This window comes from Flavobacterium sp. 40-81, assembly GCF_001898245.1.
Lineage (GTDB): Bacteria > Bacteroidota > Bacteroidia > Flavobacteriales > Flavobacteriaceae > Flavobacterium > Flavobacterium inviolabile.
Window position 1 is genome coordinate 382,628 of sequence record NZ_MKTM01000041.1, and the last position, 20,948, is coordinate 403,575.

The following is a 20,948-nucleotide window of genomic DNA, read 5'->3' on the forward strand; positions in this document are numbered from 1 at the left end:
ACTTTTCTAAAAATAAAGCCAATGCCCGCGGAGCCTACTGAAGTCGCTGAGTTCCAAAGCGGGAGCCGGAATTTTCACGGTGTTTAAAATCGAGAAAACCGTTTTCAAAACCGGAGATTTTGTTTTAATTTTTTTGAAATCTATATCCAGACTAAATAAGATTTGACGATATCGCCGGCTTTCTGAAGCAAACTCGGGCGGTAAGGTTTCCGCTCTTCCGGACAGCATTCCTTCGGCACTATAGCCCACTGCAAAGCTGAGCCATTCCGGCAGCAGTTCCGTTTTGGTAAAGGCCTGTATATTTGCCGAAAGCCAGTACGTCTGCCCGTTATAATCCTTTAGCAGCTGTTCTTTTAAATCTTTCCCCAAAACATCCGGCCGCATCGCGGCATAACGGGTAGTATGAAATGAAAATTTCGGTGTGATGCGCTGTTCTTTCCACAGCAGTTCCTGCGACACATACAACAGGGTTCCGGAAGCATTAGCCACCACATCGCCCCAGGAGGCTCCCCATTCCTGAGAAAATCCGTCGAAGGTTTCCACAGCCGTTAAAAAGGCAAAGCCCAACGTGGAACCATATACTAACTGTTCTTTTTTGTCGGCACCACTCCATTCCAGCAACTCCGCCCCCATTCGTCCCATGTGGTAAGCCGTATAAACATGTCCCGCCTTATCCATCTGCATCCAGTCGCTGTTGTCGTTTTTAAAGTGAAAACCACTGCGCGGGTAATCTTTATACCACAATTGGTTCAAACCGATCAAAGCACCACCCAAAACAACTCCTTCGGAGGCATACACCAGCGTTCTTCTTTGTTTGTTGAGCGTATCGGAAGGAATCAAAAAGGACTGCGCCTGTACAGAACCGAAAAACAACAGCAGTAAAAAACAAACTGCTGCATTCCATCCGGACATCATTTTGCCTAAAACAAAACTTCCCGATAAATATCGGGAAGCCGTCAAAATTTCTTTTGATTTGTATGTTGTACTATTTTGCAGGTTGCTTTTCAAAAATTAACGATTGATGCCCTGTTTGGCAAGCCATTCCACATATTTCTTTTTGTTCACACCATGCTGTGCCAAAGTTGCCGCAAATTCATGGTATCCAAATTTTTCAACACTTGCACAGAAATAGATATAATCGTGTTTTTCGGCATTTAAAACCGCATCGATTGCGTTAATATCCGGCATCGCGATTGGCCCCGGCGGCAATCCTGTATGAATATAGGTATTATAAGGAGAGTTAATTTTCAGGTCTTCATACAGTACGCGTTTGATCACTCTGTCGAAATCACCGCTTTCTCTTTTTACTGCATAAATAACCGTTGGATCTGCCTGAAGCGGCATGTCTACTTTTAAACGGTTCAGGTAAACACCGGCAACCCGTGGTCTTTCGTCCACTTTTGCTGTTTCTTTATGTACAATAGCGGCTAATGCAGACACCTCCAATGGCGTTAAGTCCAATGCTTTTGCTTTTGCCAGGCGGTCTTCATTCCAGAATTTACGGTATTCCTTGATCATTTTATCGCGCACCTTGATTCCTGTGGTATTCCAGTAAAATTCATAGGTATTCGGGATAAACATACTCAAAACATTATCTTCTGTAAAACCGTTTTCTGCCATAAACGTAGAATCGGTAAAGGTTTTCATCAAAGTAATACTGTCCGGTTCAATCTGAGACGATAATCGCTGCACTAATTTCCCCAGGGATTCCTGATTGTTAAAAGCCATTTTCACCGGTACGTTTTTGCGTAAAGCTCTTACGATATCAAAGCTGCTCATTCCGTTTGTTAAAAGGAATTTTCCGGATACCACATTCTGATCGTACCCTCTTTTGGAAGCGACAAAATCAAAATATTCCATATTGTTTACGTAAGGCTCCAATATTTTCTGCACTTGCGGATAGGTCGCATCGGTGGGTACATATACAAAGGTTTCATTTTCCGAAAATTTAGTATTGGCAGAAAACACTTTATTATACAGTATATAACCATAAATCAAAGCGATAAATAGCAATACCACCGAAAAGATGCTGATAATTTTCTTTACTTTCAAAATAAAAATACGATTAAGATTGATGAATTAATTGATAAACTCCTTCATCGGTAAACCGGTTTTGGGTGCGAACCCAATCCTTTTTCACCCCGATGCATTGGAAGCCAAAAGTAGTAAAAAGCTGAATACTCGCTACATTTTCCTGACTAATATTTGCATACAATTGATGCAATTGCAATTGCTCAAATGCAAACGCAATCAGTAAGCGTAACGCCTCTTTTCCAACACCTTTACTCCGGTCTTCCGTGTTTTTTATAACGATCCCGATTCCGGCTCTCTGATTTTTCGGATCAAAATCAAACAAATCGATCAGGCCTATTGCTTTAAAATCATCGTTTTTACAAATCGCCAGCCGCAATTGTTTGGCTTCATAGATATCCTGCTGTGCATTTTCAAGATACTGCCGTATTAAAAAGCGGCTATAAGGGGTTTGCGTATTGCTTACTTCCCAAATCGCTTCGTCATTTTCGACAGCATACACAAATTCAAGATCTTCGGGTTCCAAAGCTCTCAGATAAATTTTATCTCCTTTTAGTGTTACCAACTGTTATTGCCTTAAAGTCTTATAAAAAATCGATTTCTCCTTTAAAAACCCGGGTAGCCGGGCCTTTTAGAAAAACCTGGGTAAAAAAGCCGTTTTTTTCCTGAAAGCTCACTTCCAGTTTTCCGCCTTCTACTTCCAGTTCAATCACAGAACCGGTTGTTTTTCCGGTTGCTTTCATGGCGATTGCCACAGCCGTTACTCCGGTTCCGCAGGAAAGCGTTTCATCTTCCACCCCTCTTTCGTAGGTGCGCACTGAAAATTTGTCCGTTCCCGTTTGGGCTACAAAGTTCACATTACTCCCCGTTTTTCCGTACAAATCGCTGTACCGGATCCGGGCACCTTCGTTTCTAACATCAAAGATCTTCAAATCGTCCACCAATTCCACGTGATGCGGCGAACCGGTATTTAAAAACACATGGTTTTCATGCTGCTCCACCGTATCCACATCTTTCATTTGCAGCGATACGATACCATTAGCCGCGATAGTTGCATGATGCAAACCGTCTGTCGCTATAAAAGTGGTCTGGTCGTTAATAAGGTGCAGTTCTTTTGCAAAAGCCACGATACAGCGACCCCCGTTTCCACACATGGAACTTTCGTTTCCGTCTGAGTTATAATACACCATACGAAAATCTGTCGATTCGTCATTTTCCAGCAGTATCAATCCATCGGCACCTATGCCAAATCTTCTGTCGCAGAGATATGCTACCAGTTTGGTATCATTTTTGGGAAATGTCAACTGACGGTTATCGATCATAACGAAGTCATTACCCGTTCCCTGATATTTATAAAAAGTTACTTTCATTTAGTATTTGAATATTAAATAAGGCTTTTGTGCAGTTGCTACAACGTTGCTTTTTTTGCTTTTATTACCACTAAGGTAGTGATTCACAAAAGTACAAATATTAATGACACGTTAAAGATTGTTAAACGGGCGTTAAACCCTTTTTTTGAATTCCTGAAGTTTATAATTTTACTGTTAAATAATTAAATATACCAGCGAATATGAAAAGATTATCAAGCTTATTATTAGTTTCACTGTTAAGCGGAGCTATTACTCTGGGAGCTTACAAAGTTTTATTTGATCGCAATTCTCCCAATGATTCCAGACTTTCTATCGCATCAGACAATTACACCAGAAATGTAAGTTTAGGAGCTGAAAACATGGATTTTACAGCTGCTGCCGAGAATGCGGTACACACTGTTGTTCACGTTAAAAACGTTTCGGTTTCCAAAATACCGTCAAGCCCGTTAATGGAGTTCTTTTACGGTTACAGAGGTGACCAGCAGCAAACGCAAATCGGTACCGGTTCCGGTGTTATTATTACGGAAGACGGTTATATCGTAACGAACAATCATGTGATCCAGAATGCTACCGAACTGGAAGTTACCTTAAATAATAATAAGACGTATAAAGCCAGATTAATCGGTACCGACAGTAAAATGGATATCGCTTTACTGAAAGTCGATGCCGATGAAAAGCTGCCGTATGCCACATTTGGAAATTCCGACAATCTTAAGGTAGGCGAATGGGTTCTGGCTGTTGGTAATCCGTATAACCTTACTTCAACAGTAACTGCCGGAATTGTTTCGGCCAAAGCCAGAAATCTTTCCAACAACGGCATTCAGTCGTTTATACAAACCGATGCTGCCGTTAATCCCGGAAACAGTGGCGGTGCGTTAGTGAATACCCGTGGTGAGCTGATCGGGATCAACACGATGATCTCTTCGGTAACCGGTTCGTATGTGGGGTATTCTTTTGCTGTGCCGTCTAACATTACCCGTAAAATCATTGAAGATTTAATGGAATACGGAAATGTACAACGCGGTGTACTGGGTGTTGAAGGAACCGATTTGAACAGTGCCGCTTCAAAAGAATTCGGCGTGAAACTGACACAGGGCTTTTACATCACCAATGTTTCTAAAAAATCCGGTGCGGAAAAATCCGGATTACGCAAAGGCGATATTATCGTTAAACTGGACAATCAGAATATCAATTCGTATGCAGATCTCTCCTCATATATCAACACCAAACGTCCGAATGATGTGGTGATTGCTGGCATTATCCGCGATGGCGACCGCAAGGATGTGAAAATCGAGCTTACCAAAAGAGAACTGCTGAATTATGAGTTTAACGGACTGGAGCTTGAAGACATTGGCGCTGCCGAAAAGAAAATGTTCAACATTAATTACGGGGTAAAAATAAAAGATGTAACCAGCGGCAATCTTCTGAAATATGCAAACGATTTAAAAGGCAGCATTATCTTAAATGTTGACGGTGCAAAAGCCACCGACATTGAAACGGTGTCCCGCGCTTTAGCCCGAAAAGGAGAAGATCAATCGGTTCGCTTAGAAATAATTACCAAAAAAGGAGTGCTTGTACAAGTCATCACCCAATAAAACAGAACCACAAAAACAAACCCGGCTTTTTAGTCGGGTTTTTAATTTTAAAAAACTTGTTTTTTCTAAAATAAATTCAGTAAAAATCAATACTTTTGCACCAATTTTACTAACAACACAATCTAACTTATTTACTTCATGAACAACAATAGTGCTGTATACGAAAAAGAGTTGGCTTTTCAGGCAGACAGAAGAAGAGCTGGCGTTGAATTTATCAAAATTATTAGCGACTTATGGTATGACAAATCAATTGAATTAGTTCTTTTCAGAAACCAATTGATCGACAGAAATGTAAGTGATATTATCAACTTACACGAATATGCAGGAGAATTTGTTCAAAAACCAATCAATATTTTCGATTCAGTAGAGATCGCAAGAGCTATCGAGTCTTTGGATTTACCACCTTCCCGTATTGATATTGGAAAACTTACTTATGAATATCATCTGGAAGATGATAAATATAACGATGCAACCGCTTTTGTTTTAGACAAACTGAAAAACGCAAAAGACACGCAGGACATCCAGCCGAAAGACGTTGTTTTATACGGTTTTGGCCGTATCGGACGTTTACTGGCACGTGAATTAATGTCTAAAATCGGTAAAGGACAACAATTGCGTTTAAGAGCTATTGTTACCCGTGATAAAAATGACGCTGTACTTCTTGAAAAAAGAGCTTCTTTATTGCGTTATGATTCTGTTCACGGTGATTTCGAAGGTTCTGTAATTGCTGATCCGGAAAACAATGCTTTGATTATTAACGGAACAACAGTACACATTATTACTGCCAATGCTCCGGAAGATATCGATTATACAAAATATGGTATTAACGACGCTTTGGTAATTGACAATACCGGTGCTTTTACAACAGAAGAAGCCCTAAGCCGTCACTTAACTTCAAAAGGTGCCGACAAAGTATTGTTAACTGCTCCAGGAAAAGGGGTACCGAATATCGTTTATGGTGTTAACCACAACGATTACAATCCGGATGAAGTAAAAATTTACTCAGCCGCTTCCTGTACAACAAACGCAATCACTCCTATTTTAAAAGCAGTAGAAGATACGTTAGGTGTTGTAAAAGGACACCTGGAAACAATCCATGCTTATACAAACGACCAGAATCTGGTTGACAACATGCACAAAAAATACCGTCGTGGAAGAGCTGCAGCTTTAAACATGGTTATTACCGAAACCGGAGCCGGAAGCGCTGTTGCAAAAGCATTGCCTTCTTTAGCCGGAAAATTAACATCCAATGCTATCCGTGTACCGGTTCCAAACGGTTCGTTAGTAGTATTGAATTTAGAGGTTGAAAAAGCAACTTCTAAAGACGGTGTAAACGACATTATGAAACAATATGCTTTAGAAGGGGAACTTGTAGAGCAAATCAAATATTCTTTAAATAACGAACTGGTATCGTCTGATATCGTTGGAACTTCTGCTCCTTCTATTTTCGACAGCAATGCAACTATTGTTTCTGCTGACGGGAAAAATGTGGTTATGTATGTTTGGTATGATAACGAATACGGCTATAGCCACCAGGTAATTCGTTTGGCTAAATACATTGCTAAAGTAAGACGTTACATGTACTATTAATAGTCGTTATTAACGAAATTTTATCAAACCGCCTCAGGATCCTGAGGCGGTTTTTTTTACCTTTAAGTTTCCTTATTCCCTAAAAATCATATCATGAAAATCATAATTCCAGACGATTATCAAAATGCCGTAATGCATTTGGATTGCTTTAAACTTCTTAAAGACCACCAGGTTGTTATTTACAATGAAACCGAACAAGATATTGATAAACTGGCGGCAAAATTTTCGGATGCCGATGCTTTGGTACTGATACGGGAGCGAACGGAAATTTCGGAAGCCCTGCTTTCCCGCCTGCCCAATTTAAAGCTCATCAGTCAAACGGGAAAAATATCGCATCATTTAGACCTGAATGCCTGCACCCGCCATAAGGTTGCCGTTGCGGAAGGTATCGGTTCGCCCGTTGCGCCTTCAGAGTTAACATGGGCTTTGATCATGAATGCCGTGCGCCAGTTGCCGCAGGCCATCCAGGCAATGAAAGACGGAAAATGGCAGGTCAACATCGGCAGTACCGTTCACGGTAAGACTATCGGGATTTGGGGTTATGGCAAGATCGGTAAAAAAGTAGCACAATATGCCCGGGCATTTGGTGCTACCGTATTGGTATGGGGCAGCGAAAATTCCCGGAATGAGGCTGTAAAAGACGGTTTCCAGGCCGCTTCCGGCAAGTCCGATTTTTTCCGGAATGCCGATATCATCACTTTACACCTGCGCCTGAACGATGAAACAACCGGAATTGTAACAGAAAGTGATTTACTGGACATGAAAAAGGAGGCTATTATTATCAATACAAGCCGGGCAGAGCTAATCGCGACAGGTGCTTTAGCAAGCGCTCTTAAAAAAGGACATCCGGGTTTTGCCGCCGTAGATGTTTACGAGCAGGAACCTGTTTATGATCCGGATTATGAGCTGCTGCAAATGCCTAATGTTATCTGTACGCCGCATCTGGGTTATGTTGAACAGAACAGTTATGAACTTTACTTTGAAAAGGCTTTTGAAAATGTTACTCATTATGCCAGCGGGAAGCCTGCGAATATTGTGAATCCGGAGGTTTTATGAGGAAGGAGGCGAAGTATGATATATGAAGTACGATATATGAAGTACGAAGTGTGAGGTGTGAAATATGAGGTATGAGGTTTTACCAAATTTTATATAAAAAAAGCGCTCCGAAATTCGGTGCGCTTTTGCTTTATACTATATCCTTTAATTATGCTTTTCCGGCAGCAATTAAGTTTAAGGCAGAACCAGCCACAAACCAGCCAATCTGACCCTGGTTGTAGGTATGATTTACCATGATGATATCTTTTGTACCGTCAGCGTGAACAAATTCTAATGTTAATTGTTTACCTGGTGCAAATTCTTTTAAGTCCAAGAAGTTGATCGTATCGTTTTCCTGGATTTTATCGTAATCTGCCTCGTTTGCAAACGTTAACGCTAACATACCTTGTTTTTTAAGGTTTGTTTCGTGGATACGGGCAAATGATTTTACCAATACCGCTTTCACACCTAAATGACGTGGTTCCATTGCAGCATGCTCACGGGAAGATCCTTCTCCGTAGTTATGGTCACCCACAACGATAGAGGGAACACCTGCCGCTTTATAAGCACGTTGTACCGCCGGTACTTCTGCATATTCTCCTGTTAACTGGTTCTTAACGTTATTTGTTTTTTGGTTAAAAGCATTTACGGCTCCAATCAACATATTGTTAGAAATATTATCCAGGTGACCACGGAAACGCAACCAAGGACCTGCCATTGAAATGTGGTCGGTTGTACATTTTCCGAAAGCTTTGATCAATAATTTTGCTCCGGTAATGTTTTCACCATTCCAAGGCTGGAACGGATCCAATAATTGTAAACGCTCCGATGTTGGCGAAACTGCTACCTGAACACCCGAACCGTCTTCTGCCGGTGCCTGGTATCCTGCATCTTCTACAGCGAATCCTTTTTTAGGTAATTCATCTCCTGTAGGCTCGTCTAACATTACTTCTTCACCGTCTTCGTTGATTAATTTATCCGTAAGCGGGTTAAATCCTAAATCACCTGCAATCGCTAAAGCGGTTACCAATTCCGGAGAACCAACGAATGCTAATGTATTCGGGTTACCATCGGCACGTTTAGAGAAGTTACGGTTGAAAGAGTGAACGATTGTATTTCTTTCTTCTTTTTCAGCACCTTCTCTATCCCACATTCCGATACATGGTCCGCAGGCATTTGCAAATACTGTTGCCCCGATTTTATCGAAAGTATCGATGAATCCGTCACGTTCGATAGTATAACGAACCTGCTCTGATCCCGGAGTGATTGTGAATTGTGCTTTTGTTTTTAATTTTTTATCCGCAACCTGTTTTGCCAATGACGCAGCACGGGCAATATCTTCATAAGAAGAGTTTGTACAAGAACCGATTAATCCGATTTCAACTTTTAAAGGCCAGTTGTTTTTCTCAGCCTCTTCTCTCATTTTTGAGATTGGCGTTGCCAAATCCGGAGTGAAAGGTCCGTTTAAGTGCGGCTCTAATTCTGAAAGGTTGATTTCGATTACCTGATCGAAATATTGTTCCGGATTAGCATATACTTCCGCATCTGCTGTTAAATATTGTGCTACTTTGTTTGCTGCATCTGCAACATCTGCACGTCCTGTTGAACGCAGGTAACGATCCATTGAATCATCATATCCGAAAGTTGATGTTGTTGCACCAATCTCAGCCCCCATATTACAGATTGTTCCTTTACCGGTACAAGACATTGCCGTAGCTCCTTCTCCGAAGTATTCCACAACAGCTCCTGTTCCTCCTTTTACCGTAAGTATTCCGGCTACTTTTAAGATAACGTCTTTTGGAGCCGTCCATCCTGATAATTTACCTGTTAATTTAACCCCGATAAGTTTTGGAAATTTTAATTCCCAAGCCATACCCGACATTACATCAACAGCATCTGCTCCACCAACTCCAATCGCTAACATTCCTAATCCACCTGCATTTACAGTGTGTGAATCCGTACCGATCATCATACCGCCCGGAAAAGCATAGTTTTCTAAAACTACCTGGTGAATAATACCAGCTCCCGGTTTCCAGAATCCGATTCCGTATTTATTGGAAACCGAAGAAAGGAAATCGAATACTTCACTACTTTGTGATTTTGCTCTCGCTAAATCCGTTTTTGCATCAACTTTAGCCTGGATCAAGTGATCACAGTGAACCGTTGTTGGAACGGCAACTTTATTTTTTCCTGCGTGCATGAACTGCAATAATGCCATTTGCGCAGTCGCATCTTGACACGCTACTCTATCCGGAGCGAAATCAACATAATCCTTACCTCTTGTAAAAGCTTGTGTTGGAGTCCCCTCCCACAAGTGAGAATATAAAATCTTTTCCGATAATGTTAATGGACGACCAACAAGTTCACGTGCTTTATCAACACGCTCAGCCATGTTATCATACACTTTTTTAATCATTTCAATATCAAAAGCCATACTATGAATAAGTTATGTTATTATTATGTTTGTTTTTTAAAAGTGGCACAAATTTAAGCAATCTTAATGAGAATTGAAAATTTTTAGCATTTCATTGATTTCAAAGAATTATTATTTATAAACATTCTATTTTACTGAATATTTTTCAACGAATTCAAGAAATAACACCAAAAAGCAAGAAATTCATATTTTTTTAATTTTATATTGTCAATTCCTAAAAAAAACAACTCATTTACTAATAAAACCCAAAATCCGCACGGTCATAAAAGCCTGTAAACAGGCTAAAATGAGTGTTTTTATCGCTTAAAATAAACGCAGAAAAATGTTTTTCGCAACCAATAATTTATTTCCGGAGTGCCATTAACGGTTTTTCATAATAACGATACAGCAGATAACTCAGTAAAAAAGTAATGCCGAGATACATTATTGTAAAAAGATGCAGCTGCCAGCCCACCAGAGCCGTGGTATCGATCCAGTATTTGAGTAATTGCAGGATAAGGCTGTAATGAAGCAGGTAAACGGAATATGAGATCAGGCTCACCAAAGTAACCGGTTTAAGCAGCCAGGCCGGAGCCGTTTTCCATCCGGACAAAACAGGCAGAAACAGCGCAAACGTGAGCGAGGTAACCGGCAAATAGAGTACGTTCCAAAAGAACGGATAGTCTGCAATCAGAATCCGGAAAAAACCTACTCCCACATACATCAGCACTATCAGCACACAACCTGAAGCAGCCATTTTTATCTTTTGCTTTGCCCAGAATTCCGGATAATTAAGAGACAGCCAGCTAAAGGCGGCTCCGATTAAAATGGAGTCTATCCTATAGATCACTACAGCTTTTAACGATACATTCCATTGGATCAGGGTTGTATTGGACGTCCAGCAGTAATATCCGATCTTGGTTCCTATAAATACGGCAATCAACCCTAAAACCACTGTTATAAAAAGACGGGATTTGTTTTTTCCCGGAATCAGTATAGCCGCAGCAAAAAGCGCCAGCACACTAATCAGATAAGCAAATTCTTCTACCGACAGGCTCCAAGATTCCGGAAAAAAGGCCGGCATGGTTGTGGCAAAGTTTTGCAGAAAAAGGAAGTAGTAACCGGCATGCGTCATTTGAAAACCAAACAACACCCCGATGCCGCAATTGAGCAGCAATACCAGGAAGTAATTGGGCAGTGTCCGGAACCATCTTCTTTGCAGAAAGTAAAAAACGGTTGCCCGGGTAAAGTCCGTTTGTAAAAACAAACGGTATAGAATGCCGCCAATCAGGAAGCCGCTTAACACAAAAAACAGTTCCACACCCCAAAATCCGAACAACGTAAAGAGCTGGGATAATATTTTCGGGCAATCCGGGTAAATCCACAATAAATGGCCACCTAAAACCATCAGGATTGCCGCAGCACGCATAACATCTAATCCGAAAACACGTTCCGTTCCGGTTATTTTAGTACCATTCATTTTATTATGTATTTTTGTTTTCTACCGAATGTAATTATGACAAAATCAAAGATATATAAATATACAGCAATCCTGGTATTCTCCGCTATAGTGGTGACCGGAATTGTATATTCCCAGTTATCCAACCGGCATAAAGCAATCGTAAAAACAAAGGCTTTGTATCTCACCGGATTATTAGACAGCAACTGGACGGTTGCCAGCGGCACACAGGAATACAACATGGTATCGCCTGCTTTTCTTATTGACGGTATTTACAAATCCATGGAAGGCCCGAAAGCCTCCCGCTATATCCAGCTGAATCAGACCGAAAAGTTGTTATGGATTAAAGGTTTCGAAGTACAGGCACTTGATGCCAATACCAATGCCGTACTATCCAATGATTATATCTGCCACATGAATGTTGACATCAATGATGTAAAGTATTACCATCACTGGCAGCTAAACGACCGCATTGGCAAACAATACCCGCGGCTCACGTCGTTATCGCAAGGACTGGAACGTTTTGATTTCCCGGAAGGTTACGGGGTTCCTGTTATAGGCAACGATTTTCTTTTTGTGACATCGCAGACCTTAAACCAGAATATTCCGGATATTTTTAAAAAGGTAAAGCACAAAATCACGGTTAAATATGATGCTTCCAAAAATCCTATAAAGCCTTTGATGAGCAAAACCGTTTTTATACAATTGCCTTTTGACAAGCATGATCCTTTTAAAGGTCCTTTGGATCCGGGAAGCAATCAGTGCATTCCCGTAGAGACCAAAAATCATACTTATGAAGACAAGAACGGAAACAAATTGTCCGGGCATTGGGTGATCCCCACCGGCGCTGCCACTTACCGCAGTTCTATTAAGGAACAACTGCAAATTCAGGATAGTGCCCGCCTGCATTTTTCTGCTCCGCACGTACACCCGTTTGCTACCGCAATCAGCATTTATGACAAGACTGCAAACAAGACTGTTTTTACCTGTAAGGTGACCAATTATAAAGATAAGATCGGGTTAAAAGCAATACAGCCATTCCGTTCCGAAACCGGTGTCTGGCTTTACGGCAATCACGATTATGAATTAGTTTTAAACGTGAACAATACCGCTGCTACAGAACAGGACATGATGGGCAGTATGTTTTTGTTTTTTCACGACCGGGAACTGGAACAGAAAATACAGCAACAATAAGCGGCAGAACGGTTATACCTGAAAACAGAAGAGCCTTTTCAAAAAGTATTGAAAAGGCTCTTTTATTTATTGCTATGTTGTTTTATAGTTTTACTGCTGCGTTATCGTCCTGACTAAAGTATTTAAAAATCATGACAGCCGATAATACTGCTCCGGCCAACGCCATCAAACCACCCACGGTTATCAATTCGATCGCTTTAGTCGTAACTTCCGGGAATTTCCGATAATCAGACAAGACCGCTAAAAAAAGTCCGAAGGAGATCAGGCCAACGGCTATTCCCAAAAAGACGCCAAAATATTTATTTTTAAAAATCACCTGAGCAACCATTATTGCGGTCACGATCAGCATTACATAATTAATTTCGCTCCTTACAATCAGGGTTTCGAAAAAAAAGAAAACAGCCAGTCCGATCAGTAAAAATTCCGGTAAATTTTTTAAAATATTTCTCATTTGACAACGTTTTTTGGTTAGTATATCAAAAACGTAATAAAAGTAAAAAAATTATATCAATTTATCAATAATCATTTCTTCCGTAATTCCTTCTGCATCAGCTTTGTAATTCTTAATAATACGATGGCGCAGAATTCCGGTTGCAACGGCTTTTACATCTTCAATATCCGGTGAAAACTTACCGTTTAATGCGGCATTTGTTTTAGCGGCCAGAATCAGGTTTTGCGAAGCACGCGGTCCGGCTCCCCAATCCAGATAGTTTTTCACGAAGTCTGTTGCCAATGCGTTATCAGGACGCGTTTTGCTCACTAAAGACACGGCATATTCAATCACGTTATCCGCTACCGGAATACGTCTGATCAGGTGCTGGAAATCGATTATTTCCTGCGCTGTAAATAATGGGTTTACCTGTACTTTCACATCTGTTGTTGTGCTTTTCACTACCTGTACTTCTTCTTCAAAGGTGGGATAATTCAATTTTACCGCAAACATAAAACGGTCCAACTGCGCTTCCGGTAACGGATAGGTTCCTTCCTGCTCAATCGGGTTTTGTGTTGCCAGTACAAAGAACGGCAGGTCCAGTTTGTAATGATGTCCGGCTATCGTAACCGATTTTTCCTGCATGGCTTCCAATAAGGCTGCCTGTGTTTTTGGTGGTGTACGGTTAATCTCATCGGCTAAAATTATATTTGAAAAAACAGGGCCTTTGATAAATTTAAAGGTTCTGCTTTCATCTAAGATCTCACTTCCCAAAATATCGGACGGCATCAAATCGGGCGTAAACTGAATCCGTTTAAATTCAAGTCCCAAAGCCTGTGAAATCGTATTGACCATTAAGGTTTTGGCTAATCCGGGAACTCCTACCAACAAGGCATGACCACCAGCAAAGATGCTTAGTACAATTTGATTAACTACTTCATCCTGGCCCACAATAATTTTAGCGATTTCCTGCTTAAGTGCTTTTTGCTTTTGAACCAAGTTCTGAATTGCTGCAACGTCTGACATGTTATTTTCAGGTATATATTAAATTAAAAAAGAGTTAGCTTTAAATTCATAAAACTAACTCTTTTAATTATTTTTTAAAAATTATTTTTTCAACCAATTATTCGTGAATTTACAATCTCTGTATTCTCCGTTAATTTTGATATAGGTTTCTTTAATTTTCTCATCAGTCCATTTTGCAATGGCTTTGATTTGTTTTTCTTTTAAGGCTAATTCTTTAATCTTGATATAGTCTTTAGCATAGTCGGCCGTGTGCTCGTCATAACGATTGGTAACCGTCATTAATTTGTAACACTTTGTTCCTTTATCGTCATTATCCACTAACGGCAAGGAAACTTTTCCGTCTTTTAAATCGGAAACCTGGCTGTATAACGTCGGATCCATTTTTGTTAATTCGAAACGGGTTTCCAATGTCCTTGGGTTAACCAGGATACCACCACTGTTACGGGTTTCTTTTTCATCTGAAGAAGAACGGGCCGCATCGGCAAAAGAGATCTCTCCGTTTACGATTCGCTGACGGATTTTTTCGATTTTTTCTTTTGCTTCTTTCATTGCATCGTCCGATACTTTAGGGATAATCAGGATGTGTCTTAAATCCAGTTCCTGCCCTCTGATTTTTTCAAGGTAAATAATATGGTAGCCGTACATGGTTTCAAACGGTTCCGAAATTTCACCTTCGGCCAGACTGAACGCCACATCTTTAAATTCTTTTACGAAAGCTGTTTTACGGGTCATTTTGTAGAATCCTCCGGTTGGAACGGAAGCTTTATCATCTGAAAACAAAACGGCCTTGCTGTAGAAACTGGCTCCGTTTTCCATAACGTCTTTTTTGATGTCTTTCAGCTGGTTGATCACCCTTTGTTTTTCGGCATCCGAGATTTTAGGTTTTACCACAATCTGGGCTACTTCCATTTCTGCTCCGAAAACCGGTAAATCTTCTTTTGGAATTCCTTTAAAGAAGGTACGCACTTCTTCCGGAGTGATTTCGACAGCATCAACAACTTTACGCTGCATCTGCGAAGTCAGCTTGTTCATTTTTACAATGTCGAAAAAGTAGGTTTTAAATTCTTCCAGATTTTTCTTGTTGTAAAATTTAACTACTTTATCAATAGAACCCACCTGCTCTACCATCTGGTCCAGCTGTGAATTCATAAAATCGTGTACTTCCTGATCGGTTACAACAATACTGTCCTGTATTGCCTGGTGTGCATATAATTTATCTTCCAATAGTTTACCAAACATTTCACATCTGGTAATGTTTTTAATGTCGATCCCCTGTGCCTGTAATTCGACAAATGTTTTGTCGATATCTGAATCCAAAACAACATATTCCCCAACAACGGCTACTACTCCATCAATCTTCTTTTTTGGACTTTTCTGCGCCTGTGCCGTTCCGAAGATGGCAACCGTCAATCCAAAAATAAAAGCCGCTTTTTTATTTATAAACTTCATATTTCTTATTTTTAATGGCATCATTAGTGATCTCTTTTTCAAATTTCTTAATGTATTCTAATTTCCTGTTGTTTAGTATTATTTGTTTTATTGTAGGGCTTATATAGTCGAAAGGCGCTACCTGATTGCGTTCCAGAACCTTATTTACTTTGACCAGATAAGCCGATAAACTGTCTTTATATTCATAGGAAATACCATCTGTAATATATCGATCACGATTATCAGGAGTAACGAACGGCAGGGCTTTATACACCTGGTTCATGTCTACCCAGACCGTATCGTTAAAAGCATAGCTTTTAAACTGTATGGTCATCGTCTCCAATGCCTTTTTATCTTCTTTTTTTGCCGAGTTAAAACGGCTTCTGATGAGGGCAAATTTAGGATTATCTTTTGTCAGATTAATATATTTTAACCGCACCAGGTTTCCTGTTGTTTTAAAGTTCTCTTTATTCGCCTGATAATAACGCAACAATTCGTCATTTGTTATGACCGTATCAATCGCCTGTTTTACGATTTGCTCAATATAGGCACCGGTGTACAGATCGGTTGTGTATTGTTTTATCAGTTCGTCAAAAGTTGCTTTTTGCTTGTCGCTCAAATTTACCTCAGCCGCATCCATCAGCAATGTTTTGGTCGCCCATCTGTCGATATAGCCTTTCACGATGGTCAGGCTGTCCTCTTTTGAGGTACCGGCAGGCACCAGGCCTTTTATCTCGTCAGAATAAAGATAGGAATCATTCACTCTGGCGATGGCTTCCGGTTTGTGCTTTGCTTTAAAATAATCACAAGACAAAACCGTAAGGGCTCCTAAAATTATTACGGCTACTTTTTTCATGCTTTATTGCTGCAACTCCTGCTTCACCTGCGTGAAAACATCTTTATTTACTTTTATCGTAAATTCTTTTTTCAGGTCGTCAACCCATTTGCTTTCCAGATATTGCTGGTAGTCATTGATTACTTTCCCTTTGGTTTCCTCAAATGTTTTTGCTCCTTTAGGCAGTTTTTTCGTTACCTGGGTGATAAAATAATAGTTCCCGTCTTTAAAAACATCCGAAAGTCCCAATTCCAGTTTCTGGTGTTTCGGCAAAGCATCGCTTCCTTCTTCGAACACACCCGATTTTACCATGATGGAAACTTTATTCTCTTTATTCAATTGCTCTTTGATGAAGTCAATTGATTTTTTCTTTTTTAAGAATTTCAAAGTCTGCTGAATGGCTTCTTCTTTTGTTGATGAGAATACATTTGCTTCCACTCTTGGGTTCCACTGGTAATCAGCCACATGCTTTTCGTAGAATGCTTTTAAGCCAAGGGTATCGGTTTTTGCCTTGTTCCAGATTTCTTTTTCCATTAAATCAAACAATAGCAATCCGTCTCTGTACTCATCCATTACATTGGCAAACTCCGGATTTTCTTTTTCCAGGTTGTCGTTATAATACGCTACCAACTGGTTCTGAATGAATTTACCGTATAACTGGTCTACAACTTTACCAATTGGTTTCAGACCCCATTTGTTTTTTTGCTGTGTATTGACAAATTCCAGGAAGTTCATCGCGGTAATGCCTTTTTCTTTGTTGATCACCAAAAGGTTTCCTTCCAGTTCTTTTGTAGCTGCCGGCACTTCCCATTCCTGAGTATAGAATTTATCGGTAACCAGTTTTGCCGCTTTGGCATATAGTTTTGCGTTTTTCTCTACAGCATATTTTTTGGTCAGCTTATCATTCAGGGAAGCATCGATCAATTTGGATCGGTCGTCTTTACGAACTCTGGATTCAAATTCCGTTTGCGTGTCTGCAAAGTCACGAACCGGGAATTTTTCGATCAGTTTTACGATATGCCATCCAAACTGACTTTGGAACGGTTCGGACACATCGCCTGAGTTTTTTAATGAGAAGGCCACATTTTCGAAGGCTTCCGAGCTTAGTTCTCCCGAACCGAAACGCTGTAAAAGTCCGCCTTTACCGGCAGAAGAGCGATCCTGCGAGAATTGCTGTGCCAGGGTTTCAAAGCTTTCACCCTGTTTTATTTTTTTGTAGATATCTTCAATTGTGTTTTTAACCGCTTCTCCTTCAATCGGGTTTTCAGCTTTCATCAGCATGATGTGGGCTACCGTTACCTGACCGCGGTTGTCCCGAATGTCGTTTACTTTTACCAGGTGGTATCCGAAACGGGTGCGGACCGGCATCGAAATTTCTCCTTTTTTGGTTTTGTAAGCAGCAGTTTCAAAAGGGTAAACCATTCTGAATACAGAGAAATACCCTAAATCTCCTTTGTTGTCTTTTGCAGACGGATCCTGTGAAAAACGGGCTGCCAAATCTCCGAAGTCTTCTCCGGCAATTGCTTTTTTACGGATATCCAAAGCCTGGTTGTAGGCTTTTAGCGTATCGGCAGGCGACGCATTTTCGTCAACATTAATAAGGATATGGGAAGCTTTTATTTCTTTAAGCGAGCGCTTGTAGGCTTCGTCTACCAGTTCTTTGGTAACTTTCGTATCTGTCATATAGTTTCTTGACAATTGCGTACGATACGATTTTAGTTCTGCAATATAATTGGCTTCATTCTGCAGGCCTAATTTATTTGCTTTCTGAATTTTGAGTTTGTAACCTAAAAAAAGATCCAGATACTGATCCAAATCTTTTTGTGATTCGTCTTTTACCAAATCAAGGTTCTTTTTATAGACTCTGCTAAATTCATCAGTATAAAAAGGATGATTATCAATATTGAAAAGCACTTTCTTTGTTTTATCCTGCGCATAAGAGAACGTATTCGCAGCAACAAAAAGACCTAACAGAACATGTTTTAATTTCATTCTTTTGAAATATTTATTTTCTTTAAAATTATTGTTTTTCGGGCAGTCCTTTAACAAGGATCTGGGGTAATAGTTGATTAGCAATCAACAAAAATAACAATTCAATTACATTATGCAACTATGCTTTTTACTATTAACAAAAAATTATCGTCGCATAAAGTAATATTAAACTTCTTATTTTTTTGGCTATAAAAGAAGTTTTCACAAATTATAGCTACTTTTGCAGCCATTAATTTTTGTTAAAAATGAGCTTTCAGAAAGAAATTCAACGCAGAAGAACCTTTGGTATTATTTCCCACCCCGATGCGGGTAAAACCACCTTAACGGAAAAACTATTATTATTCGGAGGGGCTATTCAGGAAGCAGGGGCTGTAAAAAGCAACAAGATCAAGAAAGGAGCAACTTCGGATTTTATGGAGATTGAACGCCAGAGAGGGATTTCGGTTGCCACTTCTGTACTTGCTTTTAATTATAAGGACAAAAAGATCAACATTCTCGATACTCCGGGTCACAAGGATTTCGCAGAAGACACTTTCCGTACGCTAACAGCTGTTGACAGTGTAATTGTTGTTGTTGACGTGGCAAAAGGTGTGGAAGAGCAAACGGAAAAACTGGTAGAAGTGTGCCGTATGCGTAACATCCCGATGATTGTTTTTATCAACAAACTGGATCGAGAGGGTAAAGACGCTTTTGACTTAATGGATGAAGTGGAGAAAAAATTAGGCTTAAAAGTTACTCCTTTGAGTTTCCCTATCGGTATGGGATATGATTTTAAAGGTATCTATAATATCTGGGAAAAGAACATCAATCTTTTTGAAGGAGACAGCCGTAAAAATATTGAAGAGACCATTGCTTTTTCGGACATCGCCAATCCGGAACTTGAAAAGATCATTGGTGAAAAACCGGCTAATAAATTACGGGAAGAATTAGAATTAATTGATGAAGTTTATCCGCCGTTCGACAGAAACGAATACCTGGAAGGAAAACTGCAACCTGTATTTTTCGGTTCGGCCTTAAATAATTTCGGGGTTCGGGAGCTACTGGACTGTTTTATTGAAATAGCACCGTCACCGCGACCAAAAGATTCCGATACCCGGGAGGTAAAACCCGATGACAATAAATTCTCCGGTTTTGTCTTTAAAATTCACGCCAATATGGATCCGAAACACCGTGACCGTCTGGCTTTTATTAAAATCGTATCGGGCGTATTCGAAAGAAACAAACCATATTTACACGTTCGTCTGGGTAAAAACCTGAAATTCTCAAGTCCGAATGCTTTCTTTGCCGAGAAGAAAGAGATCGTTGATATTTCCTATCCGGGTGACATTGTCGGCTTGCACGACACCGGAAACTTTAAGATCGGAGATACTTTAACAGAAGGAGAATTGATGAGCTTTAAAGGTATCCCGAGTTTCTCTCCGGAGCATTTCCGTTATATCAACAACGCCGATCCGATGAAAGCCAAACAGCTTGACAAAGGAATCGACCAGCTTATGGACGAAGGGGTAGCCCAGTTATTTACCCTGGAGATGAACAACCGTAAAGTAATCGGAACGGTTGGTGCCTTACAGTATGAAGTTATCCAATACCGTCTGGAGCACGAATATGGCGCTAAATGTTCCTATGAAAATTTCCCGGCATTCAAAGCCTGCTGGGTAAGACCGGATGATACTAAAAACGAAGAGTTCGCCGAATTTAAACGTATCAAGCAAAAGTTCCTGGCAAAAGACAAATACGGTCAGTTGGTATTCCTTGCCGATTCTGATTTCTCGATACAGATGACACAAAGCAAGTTCCCAACGGTTAAATTGCATTTCACCTCGGAAATGGATTAACACCTTACCGATAAACCAATAAAAAAAGCGTAAACCCTAAAAAAGTTTACGCTTTTTTATTTTTTGAACAATACGCACGTAAAATTTTACATTTTACAATCATTAAATTGACATAAAATCACAATATATTAACATTAATTTGTTTATTTTTATCGTCTCTTAACTAAAATTTATGCGTTTATTACATCAAAAAAAATGGTTTGTTGTCATTTTACTATTTTCTTATGTAAATTCTTTTGCTTCTTTTATAACAGCGAGTGAAGAAGAAGGCCCAAATGACCCTCCCGGTGATAGTGATCCGCCTGTTCCAATAGATAATTTTGCATTACTATTGCTCCTTGCCGCGATAGGAATAGGCTATTATTACCTGGTTTTCAAAAAACGCAGGAAGACGACTTATGATTCTTAAAAAATAAAAAGCCCGGTTAAATAACCGGGCTTTTTTATTATTTCAATTGTGCTGCTCTTCTTCTGTTGATCACAAAAAAAGCAAAAGCTATTGCAATGATCGTCAGCCATAACAAATATCCGTCAATTGGCACCGGAGTATCTGTAGGATTTGTATCGTCAGTATCACCGAAATCACCCGGCTCCTCTGCTGCAAACGCCATCACATCCAACAATAGTGTAAAAATAACGACGTAACTGTATTTTAATGTCTTTTTCATAGTCCTAATGTATAGTACAACTTTCGTGTAGTGCCGCAACACTACAC

General features: G+C 40.0%; 18 protein-coding genes. 6 read left to right on the plus strand and 12 right to left on the minus strand.

Annotation, left to right across the window (positions count from 1 at the left end; translation table 11 throughout):
• Positions 1-6 precede the first annotated feature (6 nt).
• Genes BGO42_RS17445 through dapF form a run of 4 tightly spaced genes read right to left on the minus strand, consistent with a single transcriptional unit; the run spans position 7 to position 3,401 of the window.
• Positions 7-1,008: a DUF2279 domain-containing protein gene (locus BGO42_RS17445; protein WP_273244000.1), complete on the minus strand. Its 1,002-nt coding sequence runs from the start codon at positions 1,006-1,008 to the stop codon at positions 7-9.
• Positions 1,009-1,011: 3 nt separating this feature from the next.
• Positions 1,012-2,052, minus strand: coding sequence for an endolytic transglycosylase MltG (gene mltG, locus BGO42_RS17450; RefSeq protein ID WP_177729799.1), 1,041 nt, complete (start codon positions 2,050-2,052; stop codon positions 1,012-1,014).
• 13 nt (positions 2,053-2,065) lie between these two features.
• On the minus strand, positions 2,066-2,596 hold the full coding sequence (locus tag BGO42_RS17455; RefSeq protein WP_273244003.1) for a GNAT family N-acetyltransferase: 531 nt from the start codon (positions 2,594-2,596) through the stop codon (positions 2,066-2,068).
• 19 nt (positions 2,597-2,615) lie between these two features.
• Positions 2,616-3,401: a diaminopimelate epimerase gene (gene dapF, locus BGO42_RS17460; RefSeq protein WP_273244005.1), complete on the minus strand. Its 786-nt coding sequence runs from the start codon at positions 3,399-3,401 to the stop codon at positions 2,616-2,618.
• Positions 3,402-3,601: 200 nt separating this feature from the next.
• On the opposite strand from dapF, the gene BGO42_RS17465 reads away from it, so the two are divergent.
• The 3 genes from BGO42_RS17465 (at position 3,602) to BGO42_RS17475 (ending at position 7,642) form a co-directional block, all read left to right on the plus strand.
• Complete coding sequence (locus BGO42_RS17465) at positions 3,602-4,996, plus strand: trypsin-like peptidase domain-containing protein (RefSeq protein WP_273244007.1); 1,395 nt, start codon at positions 3,602-3,604, stop codon at positions 4,994-4,996.
• A 138-nt stretch (positions 4,997-5,134) separates the two neighbouring features.
• Positions 5,135-6,586, plus strand: coding sequence for a glyceraldehyde-3-phosphate dehydrogenase (locus BGO42_RS17470; RefSeq protein ID WP_177729807.1), 1,452 nt, complete (start codon positions 5,135-5,137; stop codon positions 6,584-6,586).
• Positions 6,587-6,679: 93 nt separating this feature from the next.
• Positions 6,680-7,642 carry a D-2-hydroxyacid dehydrogenase family protein gene (locus BGO42_RS17475; RefSeq protein ID WP_273244009.1) on the plus strand — a complete coding sequence of 321 codons (963 nt, stop codon included), beginning with the start codon at positions 6,680-6,682 and terminating at the stop codon, positions 7,640-7,642.
• 148 nt (positions 7,643-7,790) lie between these two features.
• On the opposite strand, the gene BGO42_RS17480 is transcribed toward BGO42_RS17475, so the two are convergent.
• Together BGO42_RS17480 and BGO42_RS17485 are read right to left on the minus strand one after the other, a co-directional pair.
• A complete protein-coding gene (locus BGO42_RS17480; protein ID WP_177729811.1) occupies positions 7,791-10,055 on the minus strand; it encodes an aconitate hydratase in 2,265 nt (754 codons plus the stop codon).
• Positions 10,056-10,398: 343 nt separating this feature from the next.
• Positions 10,399-11,514: an acyltransferase family protein gene (locus BGO42_RS17485; RefSeq protein ID WP_273244012.1), complete on the minus strand. Its 1,116-nt coding sequence runs from the start codon at positions 11,512-11,514 to the stop codon at positions 10,399-10,401.
• 36 nt (positions 11,515-11,550) lie between these two features.
• Between BGO42_RS17485 and BGO42_RS17490 the strand changes: the two genes are divergently transcribed.
• A complete protein-coding gene (locus BGO42_RS17490; RefSeq protein WP_273244014.1) occupies positions 11,551-12,687 on the plus strand; it encodes a hypothetical protein in 1,137 nt (378 codons plus the stop codon).
• Between the two features lie 82 nt (positions 12,688-12,769).
• Here BGO42_RS17490 and BGO42_RS17495 read toward each other — a convergent pair whose 3' ends face one another.
• The 5 genes from BGO42_RS17495 to BGO42_RS17515 form a co-directional block, all read right to left on the minus strand.
• Entirely contained in the window at positions 12,770-13,138 is a 369-nt protein-coding gene (locus BGO42_RS17495; protein ID WP_273244016.1) for a hypothetical protein, read from the minus strand.
• A gap of 51 nt (positions 13,139-13,189) precedes the next feature.
• Complete coding sequence (locus BGO42_RS17500) at positions 13,190-14,143, minus strand: AAA family ATPase (protein ID WP_273244018.1); 954 nt, start codon at positions 14,141-14,143, stop codon at positions 13,190-13,192.
• An 81-nt stretch (positions 14,144-14,224) separates the two neighbouring features.
• Entirely contained in the window at positions 14,225-15,592 is a 1,368-nt protein-coding gene (locus BGO42_RS17505) for a peptidylprolyl isomerase (protein WP_177729822.1), read from the minus strand.
• Positions 15,576-16,427, minus strand: coding sequence for a hypothetical protein (locus BGO42_RS17510; RefSeq protein ID WP_177729824.1), 852 nt, complete (start codon positions 16,425-16,427; stop codon positions 15,576-15,578). Before BGO42_RS17510 ends, BGO42_RS17505 begins: the two co-directional genes overlap by 17 nt.
• A gap of 3 nt (positions 16,428-16,430) precedes the next feature.
• Entirely contained in the window at positions 16,431-18,398 is a 1,968-nt protein-coding gene (locus BGO42_RS17515; RefSeq protein WP_273244021.1) for a peptidylprolyl isomerase, read from the minus strand.
• Positions 18,399-18,643: 245 nt separating this feature from the next.
• Here BGO42_RS17515 and BGO42_RS17520 point away from each other — a divergent pair, with 245 nt between their 5' ends.
• Both BGO42_RS17520 and BGO42_RS17525 read left to right on the plus strand, forming a co-directional pair.
• Positions 18,644-20,233 carry a peptide chain release factor 3 gene (locus tag BGO42_RS17520; RefSeq protein WP_273244023.1) on the plus strand — a complete coding sequence of 530 codons (1,590 nt, stop codon included), beginning with the start codon at positions 18,644-18,646 and terminating at the stop codon, positions 20,231-20,233.
• Between the two features lie 172 nt (positions 20,234-20,405).
• Positions 20,406-20,642: an Fjoh_0651 family PID-CTERM protein gene (locus tag BGO42_RS17525; protein WP_273244024.1), complete on the plus strand. Its 237-nt coding sequence runs from the start codon at positions 20,406-20,408 to the stop codon at positions 20,640-20,642.
• Positions 20,643-20,679: 37 nt separating this feature from the next.
• Here the strand turns inward: BGO42_RS17525 and BGO42_RS17530 are convergent, their stop codons facing one another.
• Positions 20,680-20,901: an Fjoh_0651 family PID-CTERM protein gene (locus BGO42_RS17530; RefSeq protein WP_273244026.1), complete on the minus strand. Its 222-nt coding sequence runs from the start codon at positions 20,899-20,901 to the stop codon at positions 20,680-20,682.
• Positions 20,902-20,948 lie beyond the last annotated feature (47 nt).